Here is a 21,077-nt window from a genome sequence, read left to right as displayed (position 1 = left end):
GATGACAGGCACCGAGATCACACCGGACACCCTCACCCCGGTCCTCACCCGCCGGTGGTCCGAGGAGCGGTCCTGGACGCTGGAGACCTACGAGCGGACCGGCGGCTATCGGGCGTTGCGCACCGCGCTGGCGGCGCACCCGGACCAGCTGATCACGCTGGTGAAGGACTCCGGCCTGCGCGGACGCGGCGGCGCCGGCTTCCCGACGGGCATGAAGTGGTCCTTCATCCCGCAGGGCGCCGAGGGCCCGGGCGCCAGGCCGAAGTACCTGGTGGTCAACGCCGACGAGGGCGAGCCGGGGACCTGCAAGGACATCCCGACGATGATGGCGGACCCGCACTCGCTCATCGAGGGCTGCGTGATCACCAGCTACGCGATCCGCGCGAACTTCTGCGCGATCTACGTGCGCGGGGAGGCGCTGCACCCGATCCGCCGGGTCCGCGCGGCGGTGGCCGAGGCCTACGCCAAGGGCTACCTGGGCAAGGACATCCTCGGCACCGGGTTCGACCTGGACATCGTGGTGCACGCCGGGGCGGGCGCGTACATCTGCGGCGAGGAGACGGCCCTGCTCGACTCGCTCGAGGGCCGCCGCGGCCAGCCCCGGCTCAAGCCGCCCTTCCCGGCCACGGCCGGCCTGTACGCGTCGCCCACGGTCGTCAACAACGTGGAGACCATCGCGTCGGTGCCGTTCATCGTGGCCGGCGGCTCGGACTGGTTCCGCACCATGGGCTCGGAGAAGTCCCCGGGCCCGAAGATCTACTCGGTGTCGGGGCACGTCGAGCGGCCCGGGCAGTACGAGGCCCCGATGGGCATCACGCTGCGCACGCTGCTGGAGCTGGCCGGCGGGATGAAGGACGGGATCCCGCTCAAGTTCTGGACGCCCGGCGGCAGCTCGACCCCGATGTTCACCGCCGAGCACCTCGACGTCCCCCTGGACTTCGAGGGCGCGGCCGGCGCGGGCTCCATGCTCGGCACCACCGCGGTGCAGGTCTTCAACGAGACCGTCTCCGTGCCGTGGGCGGTCATGAAGTGGACCGAGTTCTACAAGCACGAGAGCTGCGGCAAGTGCACGCCGTGCCGGGAGGGCACCTACTGGCTGGTGCAGATCCTGGAGCGGATGGTGCACGGCGAGGGCACCGCCGAGGACGTCGAGACCATGCTCGACGTCTGCGACAACATCCTCGGCCGCTCCTTCTGCGCGCTGGGCGACGGCGCCACGAGCCCGATCACCAGCGGGATCAAGTACTTCCGCCAGGAGTTCCTGGACCTCATCGCCGAGCAGCCCGCGGTCGCGAGGCCCGCCCAGCTGGCGGACGTGGAACGGGCGGCCGACACCGAGCTGAGCGGAGCCCCCGCATGACACTCGCTCCCGAGAACGAGAAGGCCCCCGTCCCCGAGGGCCACGTGCGGCTGACCATCGACGGCATCGAGGTCGACGCGCCCAAGGGCGAGATCCTCATCCGCACCTGCGAGCGGCTGGGGATCATCGTCCCGCGGTTCTGCGACCACCCGCTGCTCGACCCCGCGGGTGCCTGCCGGCAGTGCCTGGTCGAGGTGGAGATGGGTGGCCGGCCGATGCCGAAGCCGCAGGCCAGCTGCACCATGACCGTGGCCGACGGGATGGTGGTGAAGACCCAGCACACCTCGCCGGTGGCCGACAAGGCCCAGCAGGGCGTGATGGAGCTGCTGCTCATCAACCACCCGCTGGACTGCCCGATCTGCGACAAGGGCGGCGAGTGCCCGCTGCAGAACCAGGCGATGTCCTCGGGGCGCACGGACTCCCGGTTCGTCGAGACCAAGCGGACCTTCCCCAAGCCGCTGCCGATCAGCAGCCAGGTGCTGCTGGACCGCGAGCGCTGCGTGCTCTGCCAGCGCTGCACCCGCTTCTCCGAGCAGATCGCCGGCGACCCGTTCATCGACCTGCTCGAGCGCGGCGCGAACCAGCAGATCGGCACCGCCGAGGACAAGCCCTTCCAGAGCTACTTCTCCGGCAACACGATCCAGATCTGCCCGGTCGGCGCCCTGACGAGCGCGGCCTACCGGTTCCGCTCGCGGCCGTTCGACCTGCGCTCCACCCCGAGCGTCTGCGAGCACTGCAGCTCCGGCTGCGCGCAGCGCAACGACTCCCGGCGCGGCACGGTCATGCGCCGGCTCGCGGGCAACGACCCCGAGGTCAACGAGGAGTGGAACTGCGACAAGGGCCGGTTCGCCTTCCGGTACCTGCAGTCCAAGGAGCGGATCACCCGCCCGCTCGTCCGGGACGCGTCGGGCCAGCTGGTCGAGGCCTCCTGGACCGAGGCGCTGCGGATCGCCGCCGAGGGTCTGCTCGCCGCGCGGGCCAAGCGGGGCATCGGCGTGCTGGCCGGCGGCCGGCTGACCGTCGAGGACGCCTACGCCTACGCCAAGTTCGCCCGCGTCGCCGCCGGCACCCACGACGTCGACTTCCGGGCTCGCCCGCACAGCGCCGAGGAGCTGGAGTTCCTCACCACCACGCTGGGCACCACCCCGGAGACCGGCGTCGGCTTCGCCGCGGTCGAGGCCGCGCCGTCCGTGCTCACGGTCGGGCTGGACCTCGAGGAGGAGGCGGGCATCGTCTTCCTCCGCATCCGCAAGGCCGTGCGCAAGCGGGGGCAGAAGGTCTTCCAGCTCGGCCAGTGGACCACCGAGGGCGCCCGCAAGGCCAAGGCCACGCTCGTCCGGTCGGTCCCGGGCGCCGAGGCCGCGGTGCTGCGCGAGCTCATGACCGCCACGGACGACGCCGGCAAGGAGCTGGTCGACGCCCTGTCCGCGCCGGGCGCGGTGATCCTCGTCGGCGACCGCGCCGCCGAGGTGCCCGGCCTGCACTCGGCCGTCGCCGCGCTGGCCACCCGGACCGGCGCGAAGGCCGCCTGGATCCCGCGCCGGGCCGGCGACCGGGGCGCCCTGGAGGCCGGCGTCGTCCCGACCCTGCTGCCCGGCGGCCGCCCGGTCACCGACGCGGCGGCCCGCGCCGAGGTCGAGCGGGCCTGGGGGCTGCCGGAGGGCTCGCTGCCCGCGGGCCCGGGCCGCAGCACGGACGAGATCGTGGCCGCGGCCGCCGCGGGCGAGCTGTCCGCGCTGGTCGTCGGCGGGGTGGACCCGCACGACCTGACCGATCCGGCGGTCGCGCTCGCGGCGCTGGAGAAGGTCGGCTTCCTGGTCAGCCTGGAGCTGCACGCCTCGGCGGTCACCGAGCGCGCCGACGTCGTGCTCCCGGTGGCGCCCGACGCCCAGCGCGAGGGCAGCTACCTCAACTGGGAGGGCCGGCGCCGGCCCTTCGGTGTCACGCTCGACGCCAGCGGCGTCCTGCCGGACTGCCGGGTGCTCGACACCCTGGCCGTCGAGATGGACGCGGACCTGTTCACGCAGACGCCGGCGGCCTCCGCGGGCGACCTCGAGCGGCTCGGCCGGTACACCGGCTCCGCCGCCGCGCCCACGGCCCAGCCCGGGCACACGCCGCGTCCGGCGCAGGTCGGGCAGGCCGTGCTCGCCACCTGGCGGCAGCTGATCGACGACGGCTCGCTCCTCGTCGACGAGCCCGCGCTGGCCGGCACCGCCCGCCCGCCGCGGGTGCGCACGAACGCCGCCACGGCCGAGCGCCTCGGCCTGGTCGAGGGCGAGGCGGCCGGTGTCGCCACCGACCGCGGCGCGATCACGCTGCAGGTCGAGCTGGCGGACCTGCCCGACGGCGTGGTCTGGCTCCCGGCGAACTCGCCCGGCTCGGCGGTGCGCAGCACCCTCGGCGTCGGGCACGGCGCGCTGGTCCGGGTCGCCCCGGCCGGTCCTCTCGGAGGTGCCCGGTGAACCCGGCGATCGACCCCGTCGACGGCATGACGCGGACCCAGCAGCTGCTGGCGGACGACCCGCTCTGGCTGGTGGTCCTCAAGGTCGTCGTGCTGTTCGCGGTCGGCGTGGTGCTGACCCTGTTCATGATCAACTGGGAGCGCAAGGTCGTGGCCCGGATGCAGCAGCGTCCGGGGCCGAACCGGGTGGGCCCCAACGGCTGGCTGCAGTCGCTGGCCGACGGGCTCAAGCTGGCCTTCAAAGAGGACATCATGCCGGTCCTCGCCGACAAGAAGGTCTACTTCATCGCCCCGGTGATCTCGACGATCCCGGCCTTCCTCGCCTTCTCGGTCATCCCGTTCGGCGGCGAGGTCTCGATCTTCGGCGAGCGCACGGTCCTGCAGCTGGTCGACCTGCCGGTCGGCGTGCTGGTGGTGCTGGCCTGCTCGTCGATCGGCGTCTACGGCATCGTGCTCGGCGGCTGGGCCTCCGGCTCGCCGTACTCGCTGCTCGGCGCCCTGCGCTCGGCGGCGCAGGTGATCTCCTACGAGATCGCGCTCGGCCTGTCGGTGGTCGCGGTCGTGCTCTACGCGCGGTCGATGTCCACCGCCGACATCGTGGCCGCGCAGGGCTCGGGTTGGTACTTCTACCTGCTCATCCCGAGCTTCGTGGTCTTCGTGGTCGCCATGGTCGGCGAGACGAACCGGGCGCCGTTCGACCTGCCGGAGGCCGAGTCCGAGCTGGTCGGCGGCTTCCACACCGAGTACACGAGCCTGAAGTTCGCGCTCTTCTTCCTGGCCGAGTACGTCAACATGGTCACCGTCTCGGCCATGGCGACCACGCTGTTCCTGGGCGGCGGGCGCTGGCCCTGGCCGCTGTCGTCGTTCAACGACAACGGCTGGCTCATGTTCGTCGCGTTCCTGATCAAGACGCTGATCTTCCTGTTCGTCTTCATCTGGCTGCGCGGCACGCTGCCCCGGTTCCGCTACGACCAGTTCATGAAGCTGGGCTGGAAGGTGCTGGTCCCGGTCAGCCTCGGCTGGATCCTGGTGATCTTCGCGATCCGCGCCTACCGCAACAGCACGGGCGGCGAGTCCACCGCGGCGCTGCTGATCACGATCGGCATCGTGATCCTGGCGATCCTCGCGGTCGCCTTCCTGCTGCCGGACCGTGGCACGCCGGACCAGGAGGTCGAGGTCGCGTCGGGCTACCCGGTGCCGCCGCTGGACCTGAAGGTCCCTTCGGCCCCGAAGCGGCGCAGGCCCGTCGAGCGGCGACAGCCCGCCGGTGCGCTCACCGGGAAGGAGGAGGAGTAGACGATGTTCGAGTTCTTCAAGGGCTTCGGCGTCACCTTCTCGACGATGTTCAAGAAGGTCGTCACCGAGGAGTACCCCGAGGACTTCCCGCCCGCCGCGCCGCGCTACCACGGCCGGCACCAGCTCAACCGGCACCCGGACGGGCTGGAGAAGTGCGTGGGCTGCGAGCTGTGCGCCTGGGCCTGCCCGGCCGACGCGATCTACGTCGAGGGCGGGGACAACACCGAGGAGGCGCGGTACTCCCCGGGCGAGCGCTACGGCGCGATCTACCAGATCAACTACCTGCGCTGCATCGGCTGCGGGCTCTGCATCGAGGCGTGCCCCACGCGCTCGCTCACGATGACGAACTTCTACGAGCTCGCCGACGACAACCGGCAGGACCTGATCTACACCAAGGAGCAGCTGCTGGCGCCGCTGCTGCCGGGGATGGAACAGCCGCCGCACCCGATGCGCCTCGGCGCGGACGAGCAGGACTACTACGTGCAGGGCCCGGTCCTGGCGCGGAAGTCCGCCGCGGGTGAGGACGTGCCGGGCGAGCCGGTGGGGGAGCAGGTTCGATGAGTGTCCTCGCGCAGGCCGCCTCCACCGCCGGCGACGCCGGGGTGGGCGAGGCGGTCGTCTTCTGGATCCTCGGGCCGATCGCGCTGGCCGCGGCGATCGCGATGGTCCTCGCCCGCAACGCGGTGCACTCGGCGCTGTTCCTGGTGCTGACGATGTTCTCGCTGGCAGTCCTCTATCTGATGCAGCAGGCGCTGTTCCTCGGGTTCGTGCAGATCATCGTGTACACGGGCGCCGTGATGATGCTGTTCCTGTTCGTGCTCATGCTGGTGGGCCGGGACAGCTCGGACTCCGTCGTCGAGGTGCTGCGCGGCCAGCGGGTCGCGGCGGTGCTGCTCGGCCTCGCGTTCGCGCTGCTGCTGGTCGCGGGCGTCGGCCGGACGGCGTTCCAGATCCCGTCCGTCGGGCTCGGCGTGGCGGCCTGGAACGACAACCTCCCGGGCATCGGGCGGCTGATCTTCACGGACTACCTGCTGCCCTTCGAGCTCACCTCGGCGCTGCTGATCACCGCCGCGCTGGGCGCGATCGTGCTGGGCTTCGCACAGAAGAAGCCGGCGGCGAAGCGGGGCCAGCGGGCGACCGTCATCGCCCGGCTGCGCGGCGAGCACGCCCGGATCTCCCCGCTGCCCGGCCCCGGCGTCTACGCCACGGCCAACTCGGTGGCGGTGCCGGCGCTGCTGCCGGACGGCTCGATCGCCCGCGAGTCGCTCTCCGAGATCATCGAGGGCCACGAGGTCGACGAGCACCCGCGGCCCCCTGCCGACGCGCACGCCCTCACCGACGGGCGGCGGGCCGAGCTGGAGGGCGCGGGGACCGAGGCGCGGACCACGGGCGCTCCCACGGGCGCCGCCACGGGTGGCGAGGAGGAGCGCGCATGAGCCCCACCAACTACCTGCTGCTCTCCGGGCTGCTGTTCACCGTCGGCGCGATCGGGGTGCTGGTGCGCCGCAACGCGATCGTCGTGTTCATGTGCATCGAGCTGATGCTCAACGCGGTGAACCTGTCGCTGGTGACCTTCGCCCGCATCAACGGCCAGCTCGACGGCCAGGTCATGGCGTTCTTCGTCATGGTCGTCGCCGCGGCCGAGGTGGTGGTCGGGCTGGCCATCATCATGTCGATCTTCCGGACCCGTCGTTCGTCCTCCGTGGACGACGCGAACCTGCTGAAGTACTAGGAGCCTCATCGATGACCGCTCCCCCTGAGGTGCTGCCGGCGGGTGGCGCCGCGTCGGCGGCCTGGCTGCTCTTCGCGATCCCCGCCCTTAGCGCGGTGGTGCTGTTCCTGGCCGGGAAGCGCGCGAACGCGTGGGGCCACTGGCTCGGCGTCGGCTCCGTGCTCGCGTCGTTCGCGCTGGGCGTGGTGATCTTCGTCCAGACCCTGGGCGTCGCCCCCGAGCAGCGCACCACCGAGGTGTCGCTGTACTCCTGGATCGCCTCCGGCACGCTCGACGTGGACTTCGGGCTCCGCATCGACCCGCTGTCGCTGACGTTCGTGCTGCTCATCACCGGCGTCGGCTCGCTGATCCACATCTACTCGGTGGGCTACATGGCGCCGCACGAGGGCGCCGAGCCCTCGTCGGACTCCAGCCGGCGGCGCTTCTTCGCGCAGCTCAACCTGTTCGTCGCGGCCATGCTCGTGCTGGTCCTCGGCAACAACTTCGTGCTGCTGTACCTCGGGTGGGAGGGCGTCGGCCTGGCGTCGTACCTGCTCATCGGCTTCTACCAGGACCGGCCCTCGGCGGCGACGGCCGCGAAGAAGGCCTTCCTGATGAACCGGGTCGGCGACGTCGGGCTGGCCCTCGCGATCTTCCTGCTCTGGCTGGAGCTCGGGACGCTGCAGTACACCGAGGTCTTCGCCCGCATCGGCGAGCTCGGCGGCGGCACGATCCTGGCGATCACGCTCCTGCTGCTGCTCGGCGCGTGCGGCAAGTCCGGCCAGTTCCCGCTGCAGGCCTGGCTCCCGGACGCGATGGAGGGCCCGACCCCGGTCTCCGCGCTCATCCACGCGGCCACGATGGTCACCGCGGGCGTCTACCTCATCGCCCGCACGAACCCGATCTACGACCTCAGCGCGACCGGACGCGTGGTCGTCGCCCTGATCGGGGTGGTCACGCTGCTGATCGGGGCGATCATCGGCTGCGCCTACGACGACATCAAGAAGGTGCTCGCCTACTCCACGGTCAGCCAGATCGGGTACATGATCCTGGCCGTCGGGCTCGGCCCGGCCGGCTACGCGCTCGGCATCTTCCACCTGCTCACGCACGGCTTCTTCAAGGCCGGGCTGTTCCTCGGGGCCGGGTCGGTCATGCACGCCATGAACGACGACGTGGACATGCGGCACTTCGGCGGCCTCGGCCGGCGGATGCCGATCACGTTCGTGACGTTCGGCCTCGGCTACCTCGCGCTGATCGGCTTCCCGTTCCTGTCCGGCTACTTCTCGAAGGACGCGATCATCGAGTCCGCGTTCGGCCAGGAGGGCTGGCAGGGCTGGGTGTACGGCGGCGCGGCGACCCTGGCCGCCGGGCTCACCGCCTTCTACATGACCCGGCTGATGATCATGACGTTCTTCGGCGAGGAGCGGTGGCAGAAGCTCACCGCGCCGAACGGCGAGCACTACCACCCGCACGAGTCGCCGCCGGTGATGACCGGGCCGATGATCCTGCTGGCGATCGGCTCGGTGTTCGCCGGCTTCGTGCTCAGCGCGGTCGGGCTGAACCAGTGGCTGGCGCCCTCGCTCGGCGAGCTGGAGGAGTCCACGCACGGGGTGCTCCCGCACGCGCTGGTCCCGTGGCTGGTGCTGGCCTTCTCGGCGCTCGGCGTGCTGGTGGCCTACCTCGTGGTCGGCCGCCGCCCGACGCCGGTCGAGCGGCCCGAGCCGGTCTCGCTGCCGGTCCGCGCCGCCCGGCGGGACCTCTACGCCAACGCCATCAACGAGACCGTCATCGAGCGGCCCGGCATCTGGCTCACCCGCGCGCTGGTCTTCCTCGACAACCGGGGCGTCGACGGGCTGGTCAACGGCCTGGCCGCCGGCCTCGGCGGCGGGTCGGCCCGGTTGAGACGGCTGCAGACCGGGTTCGTGCGCTCCTACGCGCTCTCGATGCTGGGCGGCAGCGTGTTCGTCGTCGCGGCCCTGCTGGCGGTGAGGTTCGCATGAGCACCGCTCCGGACACCGGCGGCAACGTGATGCTGCTGGTCCTGCTCCTCCTGCCGGTCGTCGGCGCGTTGCTGATGTACCCGCTGCGCCGCAACGTCCCCGCCGCCAAGGCCACGGCCATGGCGACGGCGCTGCTGGAGTTCGTCCTCGTCGTCGTGACGTGGGTGGGGTACTCCACGGACGCCGCGAGCTCCGGCGAGCGGTTCCAGTACGTGTTCTCGGTGCCGTGGATCCCGGCCTTCGGCACGCACCTGGCCTTCGGGATCGACGGCATCGCGCTCGTCATGATCGCGCTGACGGCCTTCCTCGTGCCCGGCCTGATGCTCTTCGCCTGGGCGGAGAAGCTGCCGGAGGGCCGCACGGCGTCGGGCTACTTCGCCCTGCTGCTGGCCACCGAGGCCACGCTGATGGGCGTCTTCACCGCCACGGACGTCTTCCTGTTCTACGTCTTCTTCGAGGCGATGCTCATCCCGATGTACTTCCTCATCGGGCGCTTCGGCGGGCCGAACCGGCAGTACGCCTCGGTGAAGTTCTTCCTGTACTCGCTGCTCGGCGGGCTGATCATGCTGGCCTCGCTGATCGGGCTGTACGTGACGAGCGCCGACCAGCTCGGCGCCGGCACGTTCACCTGGAGCGACCTGCAGTCGATCGCGCAGAGCACCCCGACGTCGACCCAGATCTGGCTGTTCCTGGGCTTCTTCGTGGCGTTCGCGATCAAGGCGCCGCTGGTGCCCTTCCACACCTGGCTGCCCGACGCCGGTGCCGAGGCCCCGATCGTGGCCGCGGTCCTGCTCGTCGGCGTGCTGGACAAGGTGGGCACCTTCGGCTTCCTGCGCTACTGCCTGCCGCTGTTCCCGCAGGCCAGCCAGGTCCTGGCGCCGCTGGTGCTGGTGCTGGCGGTCATCGGGATCATCTACGGCGCGCTGCTCGCCGTCGGGCAGAAGGACATGAGCCGGTTCGTGGCGTACACGTCGATCGCGCACTTCGGCTTCATCGCGCTCGGCACGTTCGCCTTCTCCAGCCAGGCCTTCGCCGGCGCGACGCTGTACATGGTCAACCACGGCCTCTCCACCGGCATGCTGTTCGTGATGGTCGGCCTGCTGGTGGCTCGCGGCGGGTCGCGGCTGATCAGCGACTACGGCGGCGTGTCCAAGCTGGCGCCGCTGCTGGCGGGCTGCCTGCTGCTGGCGGGGATGTCGTCGCTCGCGCTGCCCGGCACCAACTCGTTCGTCAGCGAGTTCCTGGTGCTGGTCGGGTCGTTCCCGCGCGAGCCGGTGGCGACGATCATCGCGACCGTCGGCATCATCTTCGCCGCGCTCTACATCCTGTGGTTCTACCAGCAGACGATGCAGGGCCCGGTCCGCGGCAACGCCGTGATCCGGGCGCTGGAGGCCGGCGGCGCGGGCGGGCCGGGGGCGATGATCGACCCGGCCGTGGCCGCCGAGCGCGGCGCCGGGTTCCCCGACCTCACCAAGCGTGAGATCGGCGTGCTGGCCCCGCTGGTCGTCGTGATCGTGGTGCTCGGGTTCTTCCCGGGCCCGGTGCTCGACGTCATCAATCCGTCCGTGCAGGCGACGATCACCGAGGTCGGGCTGCCCGACCCGGTGCCGGCCGGCGGCGTCGTGGGAGGTGTCCGGTGATCGCGCTCGCGCAGGTGGCCCCGCTGACGGCGCCGCCGATCGACTATGCGGCGATCGCGCCGCTGCTCGTCGTGCTCGGCGGCGCGTGCGTCTCGGTGCTGTTCGAGGCGTTCCTGCCGCGGCACCAGCGCTGGCCCGCGCAGGTCGCACTGTCCGTGCTGGTCGTCGCGGTCGCGGGGATCGCGCTCGGCGTCTACGCCGGATCGGCGCCCGTGGCGGGCGTGGTCACCCTGGCCACCGCGCTGTCCGTCGACGGCCCGACGCTGTTCCTGTGGGGAACGCTGCTGGTGCTCGGGTTCGGCTCGCTCCTGCTGATCGCGGACCGCTCGGTCGAGCCGGGCGGCGCGTTCATCGCGTCCGCGGTGGAGCGGGCGTCGGTCGCCGCCGCGCCGGGCACCACGACCGGGCCCACCGGCGTCGACCCGGAGCACGTCGACCGGTCCTACGGGGCGCCCGGCGAGGCGCCGACGATGCAGACCGAGGTCTTCCCGTTCGTGCTGTTCGCGCTCGGCGGGATGATGGCCTTCGTCGCGGCGAACGACCTGCTCACGATGTTCGTGGCGCTCGAGGTGCTCTCGCTGCCGCTGTACCTGGTGTGCGGGCTGGCGCGGCGTCGACGGCTGCTGTCGCAGGAGGCCGCGGTCAAGTACTTCCTGCTCGGGGCGTTCGCGTCGGCGTTCTTCCTCTACGGGCTCGCGCTGCTCTACGGCTACGCCGGTTCGGTCAAGCTCACGGCCATCGCGACCGCCGCGGTGGGCACGCCGAGGTCCGACGCGCTGCTGTTCGGCGGGCTCGCGCTGCTCGTCGTCGGGCTGCTGTTCAAGGGCTCGGTCGGCCCGTTCCACACCTGGACGCCCGACGTCTACCAGGGCGCGCCCACGCCGATCACCGCCTTCATGGCGGCCTGCACCAAGGTCGCGGCGTTCGGGGCGCTCCTGCGCGTGCTCCACGTGGCCTTCGGATCCACGCACTGGGAGTGGCGCGGGGTGATGTGGGTGGTCGCGATCGCCTCCATGGTCATCGGCGCGGTGCTCGGCCTCACCCAGACCGACCTCAAGCGCATGATCGCCTACTCGTCGGTGGCGCACGCCGGGTTCCTGCTGCTCGGGGTCATGGCGATCACGCCCGAGGGCGTGTCGTCGACGCTGTTCTACCTGCTGGCCTACGGCTTCACCACGCTCGCCGTGTTCGGTGTGATCTCGCTGGTGCGCAATGCCGACGGCGAGGCCACGCACCTGTCCCAGTGGGCAGGGCTGGCGAAGCGCTCGCCGATCCTCGCCGGCGTGATGACCTTCCTGCTGCTCGGCCTCGCCGGGATCCCGCTCACCAGCGGTTTCACCGCGAAGTTCGCGGTGTTCTCGGCGGCCCTCGGGGACGGGATGGCGCCGCTCGTCGTCATCGCGCTGGTGGCGTCCGCGGTCGCGGCGTTCTTCTACCTGCGGGTGATCGTGCTGATGTACTTCAGCGAGACGCCGGAGGACGGGCCTACGGTCACGGTGCCGGGCGCGTTCACCACCGTCGCGATCACGCTCGGTGTCGTGGTGACCCTGCTGCTCGGTGTGGTCCCGACACTCGTGCTCGGCTGGGCCGGCGCGGGCGGGCTCACAGGCTGACCGCAGGAACGCCTCGTAGGCTGGTGCGCGTGGAGACGCAGAGCGTGGCGGGTGTGGAGCTCGCCGACCCGGACCTGGCCGCCGCGACGGCGCGCGGGCTCGAACGGGTGGAGGAGCTGCTGCACCGCGAGGTGCACAGCGAGTACCACTTCGTCAGCGAGACGTCCCTGCACCTGATCGATGCCGGGGGCAAGCGGTTCCGGCCGCTGTTCACGCTGCTCAGCGCGCAGATCGGGCCCTCGCCGGACGGGGACGACGTGGTGCGGGCGGCCGCCGTCGTGGAGCTGGTCCACCTGGCCACGCTCTACCACGACGACGTCATGGACTCGGCCACCATGCGGCGAGGCGCGGAGAGCGCGAACCACCGCTGGGACAACACGGTTGCGATCCTGACCGGGGACTTCCTGTTCGCGCACGCGTCGCGGCTCGTGGCCGACCTCGGGCCCGCCGCGGTGCGGATCATCGCCGAGACCTTCGCCGAGCTGGTCACGGGGCAGATGCGGGAGACCCGCGGCCCCGGGCCGTCGGACGACCCGGTGCAGCACTACCTGCAGGTCATCGCCGAGAAGACCGGCTCGTTGATCGCCACCTCGGGCCGGTACGGCGGGATGTTCTCCGGCTGCACCGCCGAGCAGGTCGAGTCGCTGCACCGCTTCGGCGCCACGATCGGCACGGCCTTCCAGATCTCTGACGACATCATCGACATCGCCTCGCCCTCGCTCGACTCGGGCAAGACGCCGGGCACGGACCTGCGCGAGGGCGTGCACACGCTGCCGATGCTCTACGCGCTGCAGGACCCGGGCTGCCCGCCGCGGCTGCGGGAGCTGCTGGCCGCCCCGATCGAGGCGGACACCGAGGTCGAGGAGGCCCTGGAGCTGCTGCGTTCCGGCCCGGGCATCCCGCGGGCCAAGGACACCCTCGCCGGGTACGCGGAGGAGGCCCGCGTCGAGCTGGGCAAGCTCCCCGCCTGCCCCGCCACCGAGGCCCTCGGCACCCTCACGGGTTACACGATCGACCGCATCGCCTGACACCCCGCGAGTCGCCCTGTGGGCTTCCGCGAGTCGGGAGTTCCGGCACCGCGAGTCGGGAGTTCCGGCACCGCGAGTCGGGAGTTCCGGCACCGCGAGTCGGGAGTTCCGGCAGCGCGAGTCGGGAGTTCCGGCACCGCGAGTCCGGAGTTCCGGCAGCGCGAGTCGGGAGTTCCGGCAGCGCGAGTCGGGAGTTCCGGCAGCGCGAGTCGGGGTCAGCGGGTCTCGGGCGACGGTACGGGCTGCAGCTCGCGGTCGGGGCGGACACGGGTGGCCCGGATCAGGTCGACGGTGAAGACCGCCAGGGCGATCCACACCAGCCCGAAGCCGAGCCACCGGGAGACCGGCATGTCCTCGCCGTTGACCAGTACACCCCAGAGGAACTGCATCGTGGGCGTGAGGTACATCAGCGTGCCGAGCGTGGTGAGCGGGATCAGCCGGGCCGCGGCGCCGTAGAGCAGCAGCGGGAGGGCCGTGACCGGGCCGGCGAGCACCATCATCGCCACGTGGAAGCCGCCGAGCTCCGTGAACGTGCCCTGCCCCGTCACCTGCAGGTAGATCACGAACGCGAGGGCGATCGGGCCGACCACCAGGCCCTCGCCCGTCAGGCTCGCCGTCGAGGGCAGGGAGACCTTCTTCTTCAGCAGCCCGTACACCCCGAAGGACACGGCCAGGCACAGCCCGAGCCAGGGCGGGCTCCCGGCGCCCACGCTGATCACGACGACCGCGAGCGCCGCGATGCCGAGCGCCACCACCTGCGCCCGGTTCGGCCGCTCGCGCAGCACCAGCACGCCGAGGAGGACGCTGACCAGCGGGCTCATGTAGTAGCCGAGGGCGATGTCGACGACGCGCTCGATCGAGACGCCGTAGATGAACACACCCCAGTTGACGGTGATCACCGCGGCCGCAGCGGCGACCGTCGACCAGCCGCGCCCCGGCAGGGCCCGCAGCGCGCCCCAGCCCCGCAGCAGGGTCAGCACGCCCGTCATCAGCACCATCGTCCACAGGATCCGGTGCGCCAGGACCTCGACGGGACCCGCCGGGTCGAGCAGCGGCCAGAACGCCGGGAAGAGCCCCCAGGCCACGTGTGCGGCGACGCCGAGGCCGACGCCCCGGCGGTCCAGCTCCGGTGCGGCTTCGGTGACGGTCACGTCCCCCATCAGAACATCCGAGCGCGGATTGTTCGAGCGCGAAACGGCTCGCGCACCCGGCACGCTCTCGTGACGCCGACGAGACCGCCCTGTGATCCGGATGGGTGACCGTCGTCCTTCCGGTCGACGGAAGGGGAGCGGTGGGAACGACCGCGGGAGTCGGCCGGTCGCGGCGTGCGCTCTGGATCGCCGCCGCCGTCCTGGTGCCGGCGGTGCTGGCCGGGATCGGCCTGCTGTGGGTCCGTCCCGCACCCGAGGGCCCCGGCCCCGAGGACCGGGCGGCCGCCACGGCGCCGGCGTCCTCGGCCGCCCTGCCGACGGCTGCCACCGAGCCGCCACCCGCCGTGACCGCCGATCGGTCGGGCGTCGAGCGTCTCCTCGCCGAGGCCCCGCTGCTGTTCGACGGCGAGAGCGCGCAGCTTCGGCCGGTGACCGCCGACACGGTGCGCCGGCTCGGTGGCATGCTCGAGGTGATGCCCGACGTCCCGGTGCGGCTCGTCGGGCACACCGCGGACCTGCCCGGACCGGCCGAGCGGGCGCTGAGGCTGTCCCGGGAGCGGGCGGAGGCGGTCGAGGCGGCGCTGGTCGCGGCCGGGATCGAGCCGCATCGGATCAGTGTCGACGGCGTCGGCGAGGCCGGCCCGCTGGGCACGCCGGAGGCCAGCCGGCGGGTCGAGGTGCTGCTGGGGTAGGCCGGTAGCGGATCACACGGCCGGAGCGATGGACGGGGCAGGGGGGTGGCTGGGCGTGGCGGCACTGTTCGCGCAGATGTGGCTGCTCTGCCTCGCCGCCTTCCTGCTCGGTGCGCTGCTGACCTGGCTGCTGGTGGCCCGCCCGGCCCGGCGGGAGGCGGCCCGGGTCCGGGCCGCGCTCGAGCAGCGCGACGAGCCCGTCGACCCCGTCCGCGCGGCCCAGGCCCCGCCGACGCCGATCCCCGGCGTCCCCCGGCACGCCCGGGCCCCCGGCCCCGGCAACCCCGCGCTGTCGGGACTCGGCCGCCGACGTCGTTCCGGATCGTCCGCCGTGGGCGCCCTGGACCGGCTGCGCCACGGCAGCCCGGACGGGGCGCGGACGGGCGACGGGCCCGTCGTGCCCCGGCAGCCCGGTCCCGGCACCCGTGGCTCCTCCGACCGGCCCGACGACGGCCCCTCCGTGCCGCCGCAGGACCGCGGGCACTCCCTGTTCACCCCGCCCCCGCCGCGCGCACCCGAGCCGGACCGGCCGCCCGACGTCCCGCCGCGCCCCGAGCCCCCGGAGGACCCCGCCCACTGACCCCGCTGACAGACCCCGGACACACCACCGCCCGGCGAGGCGGTGCCTGCCGGGCGGTGGGGGCGTGCGGTGCGGACGGTCAGCCGGCGATCGTCCAGGTGTCGCGGCCGGTCAGCAGGGCCTGCAGGTCCGTGCCGCCCGGCTTCTGGGCGGCCAGGTCCTTGGCCTGCTGCAGCTGGGCGCGGGCGGCGTCGTCGTAGGTGGTGCGGTCGACGTTGCGGAAGATGCCCGTGACGGTGTGGTTGAGGTCCTGGTCCGAGAGCCGGGACAGGGCGAACGCGAGTTCGAGGTTGTTCGCGTCGTGGACCATGATCTCCGACGGGTCGACGTCCGCGGCCTTGACGACCTCGAGCCGGAACCCGCGCTGGACCACGGCGAACTTGTCGTCCTCGGGCCCGAAGGTGATCGGCTCGCCGTCGACGACGTGGACGAGGCGCTGGTCCTTGGTCTCGGGCTTGCGGAGCAGGTCGAAGGAGCCGTCGTTGAAGATCGGGCAGTCCTGGAAGATCTCCACCAGGGCGGAGCCGCGGTGTGCGGCGGCGGCGCCGAGGACCTCGGTGAGGCCCTTGCGGTCGGAGTCCAGCGCCCGGCCCACGAAGCTCGCCTCGGCGCCCAACGCGAGGGAGATCGGGTTGAAGGGGTGGTCGAGCGAGCCCATCGGGGTGGACTTGGTGATCTTCCCGACCTCGCTGGTGGGGGAGTACTGGCCCTTGGTCAGGCCGTAGATCCGGTTGTTGAACAGCAGGATCTTGAGGTTGACGTTGCGGCGCAGCGCGTGGATGAGGTGGTTACCGCCGATGGACAGCGCGTCCCCGTCGCCGGTCACGACCCACACGCTGAGGTCGGGGCGGGAGACGGCCAGGCCGGTGGCGATGGTCGGGGCGCGGCCGTGGATGGAGTGCATCCCGTAGGTGTTCAGGTAGTACGGGAAGCGGCTCGAGCAGCCGATCCCGGAGACGAACACGGTGTTCTCGCGGCGGATCCCCAGGGTGGGGAGGAACTGGCGCACGGCGGCGAGCACGGCGTAGTCGCCGCAGCCGGGGCACCAGCGCACCTCCTGGTCGGAGGTGTAGTCCTTCGCGGTCTGCTTGGCGTCGGTGGTCGGGACGAGGTCCAGCCCACCGATCGACGGCAGACCCAGGTCGGTGCTCATGCCTGGACTCCCAGAGGGGCCCCGTTGCCGGAGCCGTTGGTGCTCGTGCTGGTGGTGTCGGCCGTGTTCGGGTGCGTGCCGGTCAGGTAGTCGAGGAACACGTCCTGGAGCTCCTCGGCCTTGAACGGCAGGCCGGACACCTTGGTGTAGGACTTGGCGTCCACGAGGTACTTGCCGCGCAGCAGCAGGGCGAGCTGCCCGAGGTTCATCTCCGGCACCAGCACGGTGCGGTAGGACGCGAGGACCTCACCGAGGTTGGCGGGCAGCGGGTTGAGGTGCCGGATGTGCGCGGTGGCGATGTTGTGGCCCATGTTCCGCACCCGGCGGGCGCCGGCGACGATCGGCCCGTAGGTCGACCCCCAGCCGACGACGAGCACGTCGGCCTCGCCGGACGGGTCCTCGACCTGCAGGTCCGGCACCGGGATGCTGTCGATCTTGGCCTGGCGCAGTCGGACCATCCGGTCGTGGTTGTCCGGGTCGTAGGAGATCGAGCCGCGGCCGTCGGCCTTCTCCAGCCCGCCGACGCGGTGCTCGAGGCCGGGGGTGCCGGGGATGGCCCACGGCCGGGCCAGGGTCTCGGTGTCGCGCAGGTACGGCCAGAACTCGTTCGATCCGTCCGGGGCGTTCGGCTCGGTGGCGAAGTCCGGATCCACCGATTCCAGGGTGGCGGCGTCCGGGACCTTCCACGGCTCCGAGCCGTTGGCCAGGGCGCCGTCGGAGAGCACGATCACCGGGGTGCGGTAGCGGACGGCGAGGGCGGCGGCCTCGACCGCGGCGTGGAAACAGTCCCCCGGCGAGCGCGGCGCGACGATCGGCAGCGGGGCCTCGCCGTTGCGGCCGTACATGGCCTGGAGCAGGTCGGCCTGCTCGGTCTTGGTGGGCAGCCCGGTCGAGGGCCCGCCGCGCTGCACGTCGATCACCAGCAGCGGCAGCTCCAGCGCGACCGCCAGCCCGATCGTCTCGGACTTGAGCGAGATCCCCGGGCCGGACGTGGTGGTGACCCCGAGGGCGCCGCCGAAGGACGCGCCCAGGGCGGCGCCGACCCCGGCGATCTCGTCCTCGGCCTGGAAGGTGGTCACGCCGAAGGCCTTGTGCTTGGACAGCTCGTGCAGGATGTCCGAGGCCGGGGTGATCGGATACGAGCCCAGGAACACCGGCAGCCCGGTGGTCTGCCCGGCGGCGACGATGCCGTAGGCCATCGCGGTGTTGCCGGTGATCTGCCGGTAGGTGCCCGGCTCCAGCTTGGCCGGGGCGACCTCGTAGGTGACCGCGAACGCCTCGGTGGTCTCGCCGTAGGCGTGCCCGGCCCGGAAGGCCAGGATGTTCGCTTCGGCCAGGTCGGGGCGGCGGGCGAACTTCTCCCGCAGGAACCGCTCGGTGCCCTCGTGCGGGCGGTGATACATCCAGGACAGCAGCCCCAGGGCGAACATGTTCTTCGCCCGCTCGGCGTCCTTCTTCGACAGCCCGGTCTCCTCCAGCGCCCCCCGGGTCAACGTGGCCATGGCGACCTCGTGCACCTGGAACTCGGCCAGGCTGTCGTCCTCGAGCGGGTTGGCCTGGTAGCCGACCTTGGTCAGGTTCCGCTTGGTGAACTCGTCGGTGTTCACGATCAGCACCCCGCCCGGCGGCAGGTCGCCGATGTTCGCCTTCAGCGCGGCCGGGTTCATCGCCACCAGCACGTCCGGCCGATCCCCGGGCGTGAGGATGTCGTAGTTCGCGAAGTGCAACTGGAAGCTGCTGACCCCGGGCAGGGTGCCGGCAGGGGCCCGGATCTCGGCCGGGAAGTTCGGCAGCGTCGACAGGTCGTTGCCGAAACTCGCGGTCTCCGAGGTGAACCGGTCACCGGTCAGCTGCATCCCGTCGCCGGAGTCACCCGCGAACCGGATGACGACCCGGTCCTTCGTGATGACATCGTGCTCGCCGCCGGACGGCGTGACGGCGGTGTCGTTGGACGTCATGTCGAGGTCATTCCCCGGTTCGGCTCGGGAACACAAATGTCCGGACGAGGTTAACGCCCGGTATCGCCCAGTGTCCCCGGCCCCAGTGCGACGTCACATGGTCTCCGTTCGTCCGGGCGGAACGGCGCGAGGATGCGGCCGCCCCTACCGCTTGCTGATGCGTGCCTGGAGCGCCGTGACGCGCTCCCGGAACTCCTCCGAGTGTACGGACGCGGCCTGCGCTCTCACCTCGATCTCGGTCGCCTCCTGGTGGGAGATCGCCCCGGAGGTGACCCGCATCGTGGCCTTCGTGGTCTCGATCAGCGACCGCGGCGCGGCGGCCGCCCGGCCAGCCAGCTCCTTGGCCCCGGCGAGGAGGGCCGCGTCGTCGTCGTACCGCCGCCACACCAGGCCGACGCGCTCCGCCTCGACGGCGTCGAGCACGTCGCAGAACAGGGTCAGGGCCTTGGCCCCCTGAGCGCCGAGCGCGCGGTCGACCATCCAGGTGTAGCCGCCGCCGGGGTGCAGGCCGAGCTGCATGAACCGGGCGTCGAACTTCGCCCCGGGGCCGGCGAGACGCAGATCACAAGCCAGCGCCAGGTTGAGGCCCGCACCGACGGCCGCACCGTTGACCGCGGCGACGGTCGGCAGCGGGCACTGCGCCACGGCGAGGAAGCCTGCGTAGACGGTCTTGAGCCGCGCCGGGTCGGCCCCCTGCAGCTCGGACAGGTCCCCGCCGGCGCAGAAGGCCGGCGGCTCGCCCGTGATCACCACGGCGCCCACGGCCGGGTCGGCGACCGCCGCGTCGAGCGCGGCGACGAGCTTCTCGGACAGCTCGAGGTTCATCGCATTGCGGCGGGCGGGGTTGGAGACTGTGAGCAGCGCGACGCCGTCCTCGACCGTCGTGCGGACTTCGGTGGTCATGGAGTGATCCTGGCATCCCGGCGGGTTACCGTCCGCCGGTGACCGTGAACGACCGTCCGCTGCCCCACGACCGCGCGCCCCGACCGGGGGAGAAGGTGCGCCGCCACCACGACGGGTGCCTCGGCTGCGGGGACGTCGAGCCCGGGCTGCACCTGAGCTTCGTCGCGGGCGAGGACCTCACCGTCACCTCGGTGCTCGACGTCGGGCACTGGCAGCAGGGCGGGCCCGGGGTCGTCCACGGGGGCGTCGTCGCCGCGGCGCTCGACGAGACCATGGGTGCGCTGCAGGCCTTCTTCGGCCGCCCGGCCGTCACCGCCGAGCTGACCACGAGCTACCGCAGGCCGATCCCGGTCGGCACGCGGTTGCACCTCTGGGCCCGGGTCGAGGAGCGCGAGGGGCGCAAGACCTGGACCACGGGCACCGCGCGGCTCGACGGGCCGGACGGGCCGGTCGCCGCCGAGGGCCGCGGGTTGTTCATCGACATCCGCCGCGACCACTTCGACGGGATGCCCGTGCGCGCCGTGAACCCGTGAGTCCGCTGTGAAGCCGGACGGACCGGAACACCGCCTCCGGGCGGGTCGTTGACCCTGCAGGAACCCTGCGGAAGGAGCGGCGAGGCGGTGCACGGTCACGTCAACGGGCACGGTCACCTCAACGGGCTGAAGACGGCGGTCCTGCTGGGTGGGATGAGCGCGCTGGTCCTGCTCGTCGGCGGACTGGTGGCGGGCCGGACCGGGCTGATCATCGCGCTGCTCGTCGCCCTCGGCATGAACGGCTACGCCTACTTCAACTCGGCGAAGATCGCGCTGCGGGCCATGCACGCGCGGCCGGTCACGGAGGCCGAGGCGCCCGGGCTCTACCGGATCGTGCGCGAGCTGAGCCAGCGGGCGCGGCAGCCGATGCCGCAGCTGTACATCAGCCCCACCAACGCGCCCAACGCCTTCGCCACCGGACGCAACCCGCGCAACGCCGCGGTCTGCGCCACCACCGGCCTGCTCGAGCTGCTCGACGAGCGTGAGCTGCGGGCGGTGCTGGGACACGAGCTCAGCCACGTCTACAACCGCGACATCCTCATCTCCTGCGTCGCCGGCGCGATGGCGTCGATGATCAGCTTCCTGGCCAACATGGCGATGTTCGCGGGGCTCTTCGGCGGGGGCGACGAGGACCGGCCGAACCCGTTGGCCGTCATCCTGATCGCGCTGCTGGGGCCGGTCGCCGCGGGTGTCGTGCAGATGGCGGTGAGCCGGTCGCGGGAGTACCAGGCGGACGCGTCGGGCGCCGAGCTGACGGGCGACCCCCTCGCGCTGGCGTCGGCGCTGCACAAGCTGCAGTACGGCACCGCGCTCGCGCCGCTGCCGCCCGAGCCCCAGCTCGTGTCCCAGTCGCACCTGATGATCGCGAGCCCGTTCCGGGCGGGCGACCAGATGGCGAAATGGTTCTCCACGCACCCGCCGATCGAGGACCGCATCCGGCGGCTGCGGGAGATGGCCCGCACGCGCTGACGCGCGGGAAGCGCTGTCGCAGTACCACT

18 protein-coding genes are annotated in these 21,077 nt (G+C 72.0%); 14 read left to right on the top strand and 4 right to left on the bottom strand.

Annotation, left to right across the window (positions count from 1 at the left end; translation table 11 throughout):
• Nucleotide 1 precedes the first annotated feature (1 nt).
• Genes nuoF through ACQP04_RS32830 form a run of 10 tightly spaced genes read left to right on the top strand, consistent with a single transcriptional unit; the run spans nucleotide 2 to nucleotide 13,109 of the window.
• On the top strand, nucleotides 2-1,360 hold the full coding sequence (nuoF, locus tag ACQP04_RS32875; protein ID WP_433504348.1) for an NADH-quinone oxidoreductase subunit NuoF: 1,359 nt from the start codon (nucleotides 2-4) through the stop codon (nucleotides 1,358-1,360).
• Nucleotides 1,357-3,822, top strand: a complete 2,466-nt coding sequence (locus tag ACQP04_RS32870) for an NADH-quinone oxidoreductase subunit G (RefSeq protein ID WP_433504347.1) — start codon at nucleotides 1,357-1,359, stop codon at nucleotides 3,820-3,822. Before nuoF ends, ACQP04_RS32870 begins: the two co-directional genes overlap by 4 nt.
• Before the next feature lie 26 nt (nucleotides 3,823-3,848).
• Nucleotides 3,849-5,117, top strand: coding sequence for an NADH-quinone oxidoreductase subunit NuoH (gene nuoH, locus ACQP04_RS32865; protein WP_433508483.1), 1,269 nt, complete (start codon nucleotides 3,849-3,851; stop codon nucleotides 5,115-5,117).
• 3 nt (nucleotides 5,118-5,120) lie between these two features.
• Complete coding sequence (gene nuoI, locus ACQP04_RS32860) at nucleotides 5,121-5,678, top strand: NADH-quinone oxidoreductase subunit NuoI (RefSeq protein WP_037053108.1); 558 nt, start codon at nucleotides 5,121-5,123, stop codon at nucleotides 5,676-5,678.
• Entirely contained in the window at nucleotides 5,675-6,553 is an 879-nt protein-coding gene (locus ACQP04_RS32855; protein WP_433504346.1) for an NADH-quinone oxidoreductase subunit J, read from the top strand. The genes nuoI and ACQP04_RS32855 overlap by 4 nt, the downstream gene beginning before the upstream one ends.
• Entirely contained in the window at nucleotides 6,550-6,849 is a 300-nt protein-coding gene (gene nuoK / locus ACQP04_RS32850; protein ID WP_037053106.1) for an NADH-quinone oxidoreductase subunit NuoK, read from the top strand. The genes ACQP04_RS32855 and nuoK overlap by 4 nt, the downstream gene beginning before the upstream one ends.
• Nucleotides 6,850-6,860: 11 nt before the next feature.
• Nucleotides 6,861-8,828, top strand: coding sequence for an NADH-quinone oxidoreductase subunit L (gene nuoL / locus ACQP04_RS32845; RefSeq protein WP_433504345.1), 1,968 nt, complete (start codon nucleotides 6,861-6,863; stop codon nucleotides 8,826-8,828).
• Nucleotides 8,825-10,468: an NADH-quinone oxidoreductase subunit M gene (locus tag ACQP04_RS32840; RefSeq protein ID WP_433504344.1), complete on the top strand. Its 1,644-nt coding sequence runs from the start codon at nucleotides 8,825-8,827 to the stop codon at nucleotides 10,466-10,468. The genes nuoL and ACQP04_RS32840 overlap by 4 nt, the downstream gene beginning before the upstream one ends.
• Nucleotides 10,465-12,081 carry an NADH-quinone oxidoreductase subunit NuoN gene (gene nuoN, locus ACQP04_RS32835; protein ID WP_433504343.1) on the top strand — a complete coding sequence of 539 codons (1,617 nt, stop codon included), beginning with the start codon at nucleotides 10,465-10,467 and terminating at the stop codon, nucleotides 12,079-12,081. Before ACQP04_RS32840 ends, nuoN begins: the two co-directional genes overlap by 4 nt.
• A 29-nt stretch (nucleotides 12,082-12,110) precedes the next feature.
• A complete protein-coding gene (locus ACQP04_RS32830; protein WP_433504342.1) occupies nucleotides 12,111-13,109 on the top strand; it encodes a polyprenyl synthetase family protein in 999 nt (332 codons plus the stop codon).
• Nucleotides 13,110-13,324: 215 nt separating this feature from the next.
• On the opposite strand, the gene rarD is transcribed toward ACQP04_RS32830, so the two are convergent.
• The gene (gene rarD, locus ACQP04_RS32825; RefSeq protein ID WP_433504341.1) at nucleotides 13,325-14,260 is read right to left on the bottom strand and encodes an EamA family transporter RarD; all 936 of its coding nucleotides are present in this window, start codon (nucleotides 14,258-14,260) and stop codon (nucleotides 13,325-13,327) included.
• Between the two features lie 140 nt (nucleotides 14,261-14,400).
• Between rarD and ACQP04_RS32820 the strand changes: the two genes are divergently transcribed.
• Both ACQP04_RS32820 and ACQP04_RS32815 read left to right on the top strand, forming a co-directional pair.
• Nucleotides 14,401-14,952 carry an OmpA family protein gene (locus ACQP04_RS32820; RefSeq protein WP_433504340.1) on the top strand — a complete coding sequence of 184 codons (552 nt, stop codon included), beginning with the start codon at nucleotides 14,401-14,403 and terminating at the stop codon, nucleotides 14,950-14,952.
• 55 nt (nucleotides 14,953-15,007) lie between these two features.
• Nucleotides 15,008-15,532, top strand: a complete 525-nt coding sequence (locus tag ACQP04_RS32815) for a hypothetical protein (RefSeq protein WP_433504339.1) — start codon at nucleotides 15,008-15,010, stop codon at nucleotides 15,530-15,532.
• Nucleotides 15,533-15,611: 79 nt separating this feature from the next.
• On the opposite strand, the gene ACQP04_RS32810 is transcribed toward ACQP04_RS32815, so the two are convergent.
• From ACQP04_RS32810 to ACQP04_RS32800, 3 genes are all read right to left on the bottom strand, one after another.
• A complete protein-coding gene (locus ACQP04_RS32810) occupies nucleotides 15,612-16,685 on the bottom strand; it encodes a 2-oxoacid:ferredoxin oxidoreductase subunit beta (RefSeq protein ID WP_433504338.1) in 1,074 nt (357 codons plus the stop codon).
• Entirely contained in the window at nucleotides 16,682-18,643 is a 1,962-nt protein-coding gene (locus ACQP04_RS32805; protein WP_433504337.1) for a 2-oxoacid:acceptor oxidoreductase subunit alpha, read from the bottom strand. Before ACQP04_RS32805 ends, ACQP04_RS32810 begins: the two co-directional genes overlap by 4 nt.
• A 144-nt stretch (nucleotides 18,644-18,787) precedes the next feature.
• Entirely contained in the window at nucleotides 18,788-19,546 is a 759-nt protein-coding gene (locus ACQP04_RS32800) for an enoyl-CoA hydratase (RefSeq protein WP_037054337.1), read from the bottom strand.
• 38 nt (nucleotides 19,547-19,584) lie between these two features.
• On the opposite strand from ACQP04_RS32800, the gene ACQP04_RS32795 reads away from it, so the two are divergent.
• Nucleotides 19,585-20,079, top strand: a complete 495-nt coding sequence (locus tag ACQP04_RS32795) for a hotdog domain-containing protein (RefSeq protein WP_433504336.1) — start codon at nucleotides 19,585-19,587, stop codon at nucleotides 20,077-20,079.
• 87 nt (nucleotides 20,080-20,166) lie between these two features.
• A complete protein-coding gene (htpX, locus tag ACQP04_RS32790; RefSeq protein WP_433504335.1) occupies nucleotides 20,167-21,048 on the top strand; it encodes a zinc metalloprotease HtpX in 882 nt (293 codons plus the stop codon).
• Nucleotides 21,049-21,077 lie beyond the last annotated feature (29 nt).

Origin of the sequence: Pseudonocardia halophobica, assembly GCF_050948485.1 — a bacterium.
Classification (GTDB): domain Bacteria; phylum Actinomycetota; class Actinomycetes; order Mycobacteriales; family Pseudonocardiaceae; genus Pseudonocardia; species Pseudonocardia halophobica.
Note: the sequence above shows the minus strand (reverse complement) of the source record. Positions and strands in the feature narration are given on the sequence as shown.